We start from the raw sequence: 10159 nt of genomic DNA, 5'->3' as shown, positions 1-10159 counted from the left end.
TTCTGGCCGCCGAGCCGCTGCTGCGCCGATCAATACCCGTCCTCATCATCACCTTCCTGATCGTCATCGCGGCGCTGCGCGTGCTGTCACTGATGAACGAGCGTGACGATGTCGAGCGCAATGCCAAGGCGATCCTGACGCTGGCGGCGGGCCAGCTGGCCAGTTCGCTCCCCACCACCTCGGAAACGGTGCCCGGCGCCATACAGGATCTGCTGGAGACCACCAGCCGTCAGGGCGCGATGGGCCGCAGCCATGTGCTTGTCATCACCGACAGCGCTTTCAAGATCGTCGCGGTGACGCCGCGCTCAATGCCATGGCAGGGCCATTCGCTCGACGGCCTCGTCGAGGGCGGCCAGCCCTTGTTCATGTTCGGCGATCGTGCCGGCGTCATGGACGTCAACATCGACGGACGGGATTGGTACGCGGCGGTCAGCCTGGCCAATGGCGGAAAGGGCGCATCGGCGGCCCTGGTGCCACAGGACGCGGTTTTCGATGCCTGGCGCAAGACCGTTTCACTGAACGTCACCCTGTTCGTGCTGACGGCCGGCGTGCTGATCGTCATCCTCTATGCCTATTTCGGCCAGGCGGCACGTGCGCAGGCGGCTGACCGCATCTATATCGAAGCGCATCAGCGCATCGATATGGCGCTGGTGCGCGGCCGCTGCGGCCTGTGGGACTGGGACATGGTGCGCGGCAAGATGTACTGGTCGCGCTCGATGTACGACATGCTCGGCTACAAGCCCTGCGAAACGATGCTGTCCTTCGGCGAGGTCGATCAGATCATCCATCCCGAGGACGGCGACCTGTTCGAGCTCGCCAACAGAATCGTCGCACGCGAGATCGACCATATCGACCAGGTGTTCCGGATGCGGCATTCCGACGGCCAATGGGTCTGGATGCGCGCACGAGCGCAGGTCATCGATCCGGAAGCCCCGGAGATCCAGCTGATCGGTATCGCCGTCGACGTCACTGAACAGCGCCATCTGGCGCTGCGTTCCGAGGCTGCCGACCTTCGCCTCAGGACGGCGATCGAGAACATCAACGAATCCTTCGTGCTGTGGGATTCGACGCAGCGCCTGATCATGTGCAATTCCAAATACCAGCAGGACAACGGACTTTCGGACCGCGACGTGATGCCGGGCACCGCGCGCGCGGCGCTGGAAGAACGCATGCTGGCCTTTGCTTCCGAACGGCGGCTCGCTCACACCAGCGGCCTGCAGGGCGGCGCCACTTTCGAGCGCCAGCTGGCCGATGGCCGCTGGCTGCAGGTCAACGAACTGAAGACCCGGGACGGCGGCATCGTCTCGGTCGGCTCCGACATCACCCAGATCAAGCTGCACCAGGAGAAGCTGGTCGACAGCGAGCGCCGGCTGATGGCGACGATCCATGATCTCAGCCTAGCGCGGCGGGCCGAAGAGGAGCGTTCGCGCGAACTGGTCGACCTCAACCGCAAATACATGAAGGAAACCGAACGCGCCGAAGCGGCGAACCGGGCCAAATCCGAGTTCCTGGCCAACATGTCGCATGAGTTGCGCACGCCGCTAAACGCCATCATCGGCTTCTCCGAACTGATGGAACAAGGGCTGTTCGGCCCGCTCGGATCGGAGCGCTACGAGGAATATGCCACCGACATCAACAGCAGCGGAAAATATCTCCTGGGCGTCATCAACGACATTCTCGACATGTCCAAGATCGAGGCCGGCCAGTTTTCGCTGGACCGGGAGGAGATCGACCTCGGCCCGCTGATCAGCGAAACAGTTCGCGTCGTCTCGCTGCAGGCGGCGCAAAAGGCCATCACCGTGGAAACGCGCATTGCCGATGCGCTGACGCTGGTCGCCGATCGCCGTGCGATCAAGCAGATCGTCATCAACCTTTTGTCCAATGCGGTGAAGTTCACCGGCCAGGGCGGCCACATATCGGTCAGGGCCCGCAACACATCCGGCGCGCTGGTGCTGACGATCGAGGACAATGGCTGCGGCATCCCCAAGGATGCGCTCGGCAAACTCGGACGGCCTTTCGAGCAGGTGCAGAACCAGTTCTCCAAGAGCCATGCCGGGTCCGGCCTTGGTCTTGCCATCTCACGTTCGCTGGCCGAACTCCAGGGCGGCGCGCTGAAGATCCGGTCGAGCGAAGGAGTCGGCACGATCGTGTCGGTGCGCATCCCGGTGAAGAAGGCCGCGCCGGCGATCAAGGCCGCAGCCTGAAGATTTCATCACCATTCCAAGCTTGATCCCACCTCGCAGGCCCAAGGTGAGATGCTTTGACAAAACTATCTATTTTATCTATTTTAGATAGAAAAGAGAGGCATTGTCATGCGAGTGACTTCAACAGAATTCCAGCAGAATGTCGGGCGTTTTCAGGACGCTGCCCAGCGTGCGCCGGTCGCAATCACAAAGAATGGCCGGACCCACACGGTACTCCTGTCGGCGGCGATGTTCGAGGTGTTGGTCAAGGGACGAGTCGCCCGTAACGCGGAAGAACTGGACGATGAGACGCTGAACGCCATCGCCGAAAGCGCCGTACCGAGCGAATATACCGGGCTCGATGCGATGCTTAAAGACTGGACACCGTGAGCCTGCCCAAACCTATCCCGGGTCTGGTGATTTCCTATTCTTACCTCTGGGTGAGAGAACACGAAAAGGGTGCCGAAGAAGGTCGCAAAAACCGACCATGCGCCATTGTCGCCGCGCGCCGGGTCGTGGAAGGCCGTGAAGTTATAACGGTCGTTCCGGTCACACACTCGCCACCGGCTGATCCTGCCGATGCAGTAGAAATACCTGCGCCACTCAAAGCCCATCTCGGCCTCGATGACACGCCGTCATGGATCGTCGTGACCGAAACCAATGACTTCCTCTGGCCGGGTCCCGATCTCAGGCCCATCGCGGGCAGCAAACCGTCCCGATTCGACTATGGCATGCTGCCGCCGCGTTTCTATGCCTATCTGCGCGACCGGATTTTGCAGTCTCACGCGAGCCGGGCGCTCCAGCAGATTCGGCGAACAGAGTAGCTGCATGAGACCGGAAGAGCACGAAACGTCTTCGGTTCCAGGGGACGATCGCTTCACGGTCATCCCGTACGAAGCAAAAGGTCGAAGTCCTTCCTGACCTTCTGCGACGTCTCCTTGAGGTGTGCTTCCAGCACACCGAAATCCGGCAAGTCGGTCACCGCCAGAAGCAGATCCGAAAGCCCCGGCGGAACGTCGTCGCGCTCAAAGGCTCCGGTGAGGCACAGCCGCGTCATCTGGGTCAGTGCAAGATAGAGCGCGTAGGCGTCGCCAAGCTCCTGCCTGATCCCGGCATCGACGAAGCCCGGTGCGAGGCGCGACAGTATCTCGGCGGTGCCGGTGGCGCGGCGCCCGGTCTCGACCTGCCCGGTAATGATGGCCACCTGGGCGATGAATTCCAGATCGATCAATCCTCCGGGAATAAGCTTGATGTCCCAGAGATCGCGTGGCGGCTTTTCCTTCTGGATCATAGCGCGCATGTCCGCAGCCTCGGCCATCACCTTTGCAGCATCGCGCGGCTGGCCAAGTACAGCCGCTACTTCCGCTTCAACCTCGCCGCACAGGCTGGCGTCGCCAGCAATGGCGCGGGCGCGGACCAGCGCCATGTGTTCCCAGGTCCAGGCTTCCTGGCGCTGGTATTTCTTGAAGGCATCGATATGGGTGGCCACCGGTCCCTTGTTGCCGGACGGCCGCAGGCGCAGGTCGAGTTCGTAGAGCACCCCCTCCGCCGTCGGCGCGGACACCGCCGCGATCAGCCTTTGCGTCATGCGGGTGTAGTAATGCGAAGGTGCCAGCGGCTTGTCGCCATCGGACTCTTCGGCATCCGACGCGTGGTCGTAGAGCAGGATCAGGTCGACATCCGATCCGGCGGTCAGCTCGCGGCTGCCGAGCTTGCCCATACCGAGCAGCGCAACCACGCCGCCGGCAATCGTGCCGTGGCGTGCCGCGAATTCGGCCGTCACCGCCTGCAACGCAGCCTCGATGGTGAGATCCGCCAGATCGGAAAAAGCGCGGCCGGCCCGCGCCGGATCGATCGAGCCGGCGAGCAGCCGGACACCGATCAGGAATTTCTGCTCGGAGGCAAAAATGCGCAGCCGGTCGAGCACATCCTCGTAAAGCCGGTCGCCCTCGACGAAGGCGGAAAGCCGCGCCGACAGATAGGCGCGGTCCGGTAGTTCGGTGAGCAAGGCCGGGTCGAGCAAACCATCGAAGACATGCGGCCTGCGGGTGATGATCGCCGCCAGCCGGGGGGCGGCCCCCATGATCGTCGCCAGAAGCTTCAGCAGGGCAGGATTGGACTGCAGCAGGGAGAACAGCTGGATGCCAGCCGGCAGGCCGGCGAGAAACTCGTCGAAGCGCATCAGAGCTTCGTCGGCCCGGCGCGTCTGGCCGAAGGCGCGCAGCAGCGCCGGCGTCAGTTCCGTCAGCCGCTCGCGTGCCTCCGCCGACTGGGTGACGCGATAGCGGCCGAAATGCCAGCCACGGATGACGCGGCAGATGTCGCTTGGCCGCTGAAAGCCGAGCCCGTGCAAGGTCTGCAGCGTATCGGGATCGTCGACATCGCCGGTGAAGACCAGGTTGCCGATGCCGGTCGACAGTTCGGGTGCTGTTTCGAACAGTGCCGCGTAGTGGCGTTCGACCTGCTGCAGCGAGGCACGGAACGCTTGAGAAAAGGCAGAAGCATCGGCAAAGCCGAGCATGCGGGCGATGCGCTCCAGGCCTTCATCATCTTCCGGCAGCGTGTGCGTCTGCTCGTCGGCAACCATCTGCACGGCATGTTCGACGCGGCGCAGGAACCAGTACTGGCGGGCAAGCGCATCGCGCGCCTCGGCGGTGATCCAGCCGCGGGTCGCAAGCTCGCCGAGCATCGGCACGGTTTCGCGGCCACGCAGTTCAGGGAAGCGTCCGCCGGCGATGAGCTGCTGGGTCTGGACGAAGAACTCGATCTCGCGAATGCCGCCGCGGCCAAGCTTGACGTTGTGGCCCTTGACCGCAATCTCGCCATGGCCCTTGTGGGCGTGGATCTGGCGCTTGATCGAATGGACGTCGGCAATCGCCGCATAATCCATGTATTTGCGCCAGATATAGGGCTGCAACTCCTTGAGGAAGGCCGCACCCGCGGCCAGATCGCCTGCCACCGGGCGTGCTTTGATCATCGCGGCGCGCTCCCAGTTCTGGCCGCGCGCCTCGTAGTAGCGCAGTGCCGCCTCGACCGGGATCGCCAGCGGTGTCGAACCGGGGTCTGGGCGCAGTCTCAGATCGGTGCGGAAGACATAACCGTGTTCGGTGCGGTCCTGCAGGATGCGCACCAGGCGGCGCGTCAGCCTCGAAAACAACTCGGTGGCGTCGAGCGGATCGACGACGGCAGGCGCTTCCGGATCGAAGAAAACCACCAGATCGATGTCGGAGGAAAAATTCAGCTCATGCGCGCCGAGCTTGCCCATGCCGAGCAGGATCCAGCCCGACTGTTTCGACGGATTGCCGACATCCGGCAGTTTGAGTTTGCCCTGGCCATGCGCGTCGCGCAGCAGGAAGTCGACGGCGGCGCGGGTGCAGGCGTCTGCGAGGTCGCTCAACCGCCGGACCGTCAGCGCCGTTTCGGCCTCGCCGGCAAGATCGGCCAGCGCGATGAGGAAATGCGCCTCCGCCTTCCACTGGCGCAGCTCCATCATCAAGCCGGATTCCGAGACTGCTTCGGCTAGATGCACCTGGTCGATGGCGGCGCCGATCACCTTCAGTCGAGCCTCGATCGTCTGCTCGAACAGCCCGTCCAGGATTTGCGGCCGGCGACGTGCGGTATCGCGCAGGAACGGCGACAGATCGAAGACGGCAGCAAGGAAATCCTGGCCCTCGCCCTTGCCGGCCAGGAACTTGGCCAGCCGCGTCAGTCCTTCTTCGCGCGCCGCGGAAGCGATCTCGGCCAGTTCCAGCCGCGCACGGTCTTCGTCCAGCGGAGCCAGGCTGGTCGCCGGCTTCAGCAGCCAATCTTTCGCCCTCGCAGCCGTGCTCATCAGTGATCCTCCCGTGCTGGGAAACTCATGACCACGGATAATCCGGGATTGCCAGGCAAGAGTTCAAGCCGGCCATTGTGGAACGTCATGACCGCCTTGGCGAGGCTGAGGCCAAGACCGGAACCCGGCTGCGAACGGCTCTTCTCCAGCCGCACGAAACGTTCCGTGGCTCGCGCCCGGTCGCCATCGTCGGGAATGCCGTGTCCATTGTCGGCAACAGACAGGCGAACGTCCGTACCGGCTCGCTCGAGCGTGACGCGCACCGCCGGCTGGGCATTGGCACCGGTCGAATATTTGATGGCGTTGTCGACGATGTTCGACAGCGCCTGACCGATCAGTTCGCGGTTGCCGTTGACGGACACCGCCTCGCGCGCGTCTGCTTCCAGCGACACACCTGCCTCTTCCGCCACCGGCTCGTAGAGTTCGACGACATCGCGCACGGCCTCCGCCAGGTCGACGCGGTTGGTGTTCTCCGAGGAGTAGCCAGCCTCCAGCCGGGAAATCATCAGGATGGCGTTGAAGGTTTTTATCAACTGGTCCGACTCGGCAATGGTGCCTTCCAACGCCTGCCGGTAGTCGGTGGGCTTTTGCTTGCCCGAAAGCGTCGCTTCGGCCCGGTTGCGGAGCCGGGTCAGCGGCGTCTTCAGATCATGCGCGATGTTGTCGGAAACCTGCTTCAAGCCTTCATTGAGCGTGGCGATCCTGGCCAGCATGGCATTGAGATTTTCGGAGAGCCGGTCGAACTCATCGCCAACCCCCGTCACCGGCAGCCTGCCCGACAGATCGCCGCCCATGATGCGACGGCTGGCTTCCGACACGCTGTCGATGCGCTTCAGCGCGGCGCGACCGACAAAAAACCAGATCAGCAATCCGCCCAGCCCCATCATGCCGAGCGCCAGCATCAGCGCACGGCGGATGACCGCACGAAACCGCTCCGGCTCGCCAAGGTCGCGGCCGACCAGCATGATCATCTGGTTCGGCAGCCGCAGCACCAGCGCAATGGCGTTGTGGCCCTTTTCGCCCTGCGCCTGCGCATCGTTCTGCTCGGATTGGGTGGTGGTGCCCTGCTCGGCGGGAAGGTTGCGCAGGCGCTCGAGCTCTCCCTCGCCAAAACGCTGATAAGAGAACGGACTGCTGGTCCAGCCTTCGGTTTCGAGAACGCCCGGCTCCAGGCTCTGCACATTGCCGGTCAGGATCTGTCCGTTGGCTTCGGCGATCAGATAGAGGTTGGCGCCGGGCTGGCGCGAGCGGGCCTCGACTACACGGACCAACACCGGCAGACCGCCGCGTTGATAGGCGCGAGCCAGACCGAGCACCTCGTCATTGATGGTGTCCTGTGTCTGCCCGGTCAGCATGCGCGCCGACAACGAGGTCATATAGAAGACGAGCGCCACCGCGCAGAGCGCGAAGAGCAGGAGGTAGAGCGCCGAAAGCCGCGCTGCCGTCGTCTTCATGATGGCTGGCACGGAAAGAGCCATGCCGCAGCTAGCCGCTCTTCAGCATATAGCCGGCGCCGCGAACCGTATGCAGGATGGGCTTGTCGAAGCCCTTCTCGATCTTGCCGCGCAGCCGGGAGACATGGACGTCAATGACATTGGTCTGCGGATCGAAATGGTAGTCCCAGACATTTTCCAGCAGCATGGTGCGCGTCACCACCTGGCCGGCATGCCGCATCAGATATTCGAGCAAGCGGAATTCACGCGGCTGCAGCGTTATCTCGCGTGACGCACGGCGGACCGAATGCGACAGCCTGTCGAGTTCGAGATCGCCGACGCGGTAGACGGTTTCGGCTTCCTTGGCGCTGGCGCGACGGTTCAGAACCTCAACGCGGGCGAGAAGCTCGGAGAAGGCATAGGGCTTTGTCAGGTAATCGTCGCCGCCGGCGCGTAGACCCGTGACCCTATCATCGACCTCGCCGAGCGCCGACAGGATCAGCACCGGCGTTGTGTTGCCCCTGGACCGGAGACCGGCAATGACCGACAGGCCGTCGCGACGCGGCATCATCCGGTCGATCACCATCACGTCGTAGTCGCCCGCGTCGGCGAGCGCAAAGCCGGTTTCGCCGTCACCGGCGACATGAGCAGTGTGACCGGCCTCGGCAAAGGCTTTCTGCAAATAATCCGCAGCCTCGCGATCGTCTTCTATGACGAGAATCTTCATAGGGCTGTTATACGCGATTTCGCCGGAAGGTTGAGTGGCAGACATCTGCATTGTGGCCTTTGCCAAAGCGCACCGCGATCAAGATTGCCCGAAGCCGTACGCGATAAAGCTGCTCGCTTGCGATGTCATTTGCATCGGATCGCGGTAGCGCTTTTGAAAGTGTGCGGCAGCGGACGATGGGAAGTCCGCTGCCGCCGGGGGAAGGCGCGATGACTGACTAACGCACGCTTCTCCATGCTTTCCCGTACGGCGGCTCGGGGGTGTTGAAACTGCCGCACTGGAAAAGTCCAACCTGCCGCCGGAACGCCCTCACCCACCTGGAAAGGCCGAGAGAACGCTCCGGGGCCGACCTCAGCCCTTGGCGACGGGCAGCGCGACGAAACGATTGGTGTCGTCGCGGGTGATCTGCATCAGCACTGCCTTGCGGCCGGATTTGACTGCATCGGTCATCGCCTTGGTGACGTCGTCGGTGCCGTTCACTTCGGTCGAATTGACCGACGTGATGACGTCGCCCGGCTGGATACCGCGATCGGCGGCATCGCTGTCGGGATCGACATCGGTCACCACCAGTCCCTTGCCGTTTTCAGACTTGGTAACGGTCAGGCCGAGATCGGCCAGCGTGTCGGGCTTGGCCGGGGCGGCGGGCTGCTGCTGGTCGACAGAGGCCTGCTTGTCGCTCGAGGGCAGTTTGCCGAGATCGACCTTGACCGTCTGGCTCTTGCCGTCGCGCCACACGGTGACGTCGACCGACTTGCCAGGCGAATAGGCGCCGATCAGCCGGGCCAGTTCCTTCGGCGAAGCGACATCTTTGCCGTCGACCTGGGTGATCACGTCACCGGCCGTGATGCCCGCCTTCTTGCCGGGACCATCGTCCTGGGCACTGGAAACCAGTGCGCCGTTGTTGGACTTCAAACCAAGCGACTCAGCGATGTCGGAGGTGACCGGCTGGATTTCCACACCGAGCCAGCCGCGCTGCACGGAACCGCTCTTCATCAGGTCCTGAACGACCTGCTTGGCGGTCGAAGCGGGAATGTCGAAGGCGATGCCGACGCTGCCGCCGGATGGCGAGAAGATCGCGGTGTTGATGCCGACGACCTGGCCGTTGAGGTTGAAGGTCGGACCGCCAGAATTGCCGCGGTTGACCGATGCGTCGATCTGGATGAAGTCGTCATAAGGGCCAGCGCCGATGTCACGGCCGCGGGCGGAGACGATGCCGGCGGTGACGGTTCCACCAAGGCCGAACGGATTGCCGACGGCCACCACCCAGTCGCCGACGCGAACCTTGGAGTCATCGGCGAAGTCGACATAGGTAAACTTGCCGACGCCGTCGACCTTGAGCACGGCGAGATCGGTGCGCGGGTCGGTGCCGACCAGCTTGGCGTCGAGTTCCTTGCCGTCATGCATCACCACGGTGAAGGCCGAACCTTCCGAAACAACGTGATTGTTGGTGACGAGATAGCCGTCATCCGAGATGAAGAAGCCCGAGCCCTGGGCAACCGGCCGCGGCTGATCGTTGTTGCGGTCGCGGTGGCTGAAGCGCCTGTTGCCGCCACCCTGGCCGTCCTGGTCACCAAAGCCACGGAATTCCTTGAAGAAGCGGCGCAGCTGTGGATTGTTGGGCAGGTTGTTCATGCCATCCTGGTCGTCGGACGGCTCGGAGCCATCATCGGCGGCCGGGCTGATCTTGGCCTTGACCTTGACACTGACAACGGCGGGAGAAACGCGCTCGACGACATCCGCGAAGCCCGGCACCTGCGGCGCCTCGACGCGTACGGCATCGGCCAGAACAGGGCTGGTTCCGCTGGTCAGCGCGCCAACCCCGATCGCACCGGCCACGGCGACAGATGCGACGGCAGCCATGAGACGCTTGCGGGTGACGGAATATGAATTGGGGGCAATATTCATGGATCTCTTATCCTCTTTCAACGGACGCTGCTTGGTCGGCATCCTCGGAAAGGAGAATTAGAGCGGCACACATTACAGC

General features: G+C 63.3%; 7 protein-coding genes. 3 read left to right on the top strand and 4 right to left on the bottom strand.

Translation table 11 applies throughout. The annotated features are described in order from the left end of the window. From EOB80_RS07550 to EOB80_RS07540, 3 genes are all read left to right on the top strand, one after another. The coding region (locus EOB80_RS07550; protein ID WP_245466278.1) for a PAS domain-containing sensor histidine kinase at window positions 1-2204 on the top strand (2204 nt) is incomplete at its 5' end. A gap of 108 nt (window positions 2205-2312) precedes the next feature. Next, entirely contained in the window at window positions 2313-2573 is a 261-nt protein-coding gene (locus tag EOB80_RS07545; protein ID WP_127327206.1) for a type II toxin-antitoxin system prevent-host-death family antitoxin, read from the top strand. After that, window positions 2570-3007, top strand: coding sequence for a type II toxin-antitoxin system PemK/MazF family toxin (locus EOB80_RS07540; protein WP_127327205.1), 438 nt, complete (start codon window positions 2570-2572; stop codon window positions 3005-3007). Before EOB80_RS07545 ends, EOB80_RS07540 begins: the two co-directional genes overlap by 4 nt. 59 nt (window positions 3008-3066) lie before the next feature. On the opposite strand, the gene EOB80_RS07535 is transcribed toward EOB80_RS07540, so the two are convergent. The 4 genes from EOB80_RS07535 to EOB80_RS07520 form a co-directional block, all read right to left on the bottom strand. Then, on the bottom strand, window positions 3067-6015 hold the full coding sequence (locus EOB80_RS07535; protein ID WP_127327204.1) for a bifunctional [glutamine synthetase] adenylyltransferase/[glutamine synthetase]-adenylyl-L-tyrosine phosphorylase: 2949 nt from the start codon (window positions 6013-6015) through the stop codon (window positions 3067-3069). Next, window positions 6015-7493: a HAMP domain-containing sensor histidine kinase gene (locus EOB80_RS07530; RefSeq protein ID WP_127327203.1), complete on the bottom strand. Its 1479-nt coding sequence runs from the start codon at window positions 7491-7493 to the stop codon at window positions 6015-6017. Before EOB80_RS07530 ends, EOB80_RS07535 begins: the two co-directional genes overlap by 1 nt. A 7-nt stretch (window positions 7494-7500) precedes the next feature. After that, window positions 7501-8175 carry a response regulator transcription factor gene (locus tag EOB80_RS07525; RefSeq protein WP_023812818.1) on the bottom strand — a complete coding sequence of 225 codons (675 nt, stop codon included), beginning with the start codon at window positions 8173-8175 and terminating at the stop codon, window positions 7501-7503. Between the two features lie 351 nt (window positions 8176-8526). Beyond that, entirely contained in the window at window positions 8527-10080 is a 1554-nt protein-coding gene (locus EOB80_RS07520) for a Do family serine endopeptidase (RefSeq protein WP_127327202.1), read from the bottom strand. Window positions 10081-10159 lie beyond the last annotated feature (79 nt).

Origin of the sequence: Mesorhizobium sp. M7A.F.Ca.MR.245.00.0.0 (assembly GCF_003997415.1) — a bacterium.
Taxonomy (GTDB): domain Bacteria; phylum Pseudomonadota; class Alphaproteobacteria; order Rhizobiales; family Rhizobiaceae; genus Mesorhizobium.
The sequence above is the reverse complement of the archived record's forward strand: the minus strand, read 5'-3'. Positions and strand labels throughout refer to the sequence as shown.

Bases quoted from the DNA above. Each gene is read 5' to 3' on its own strand.
- EOB80_RS07545 (WP_127327206.1), top strand. From the start codon at position 2,313: ATGCGAGTGACTTCAACAGAATTCCAGCAGAATGTCGGGCGTTTTCAG.
- EOB80_RS07535 (WP_127327204.1), bottom strand. From the start codon at position 6,015: ATGAGCACGGCTGCGAGGGCGAAAGATTGGCTGCTGAAGCCGGCGACC.
- EOB80_RS07530 (WP_127327203.1), bottom strand. From the start codon at position 7,493: ATGGCTCTTTCCGTGCCAGCCATCATGAAGACGACGGCAGCGCGGCTT.
- EOB80_RS07525 (WP_023812818.1), bottom strand. From the start codon at position 8,175: ATGAAGATTCTCGTCATAGAAGACGATCGCGAGGCTGCGGATTATTTG.
- EOB80_RS07520 (WP_127327202.1), bottom strand. From the start codon at position 10,080: ATGAATATTGCCCCCAATTCATATTCCGTCACCCGCAAGCGTCTCATG.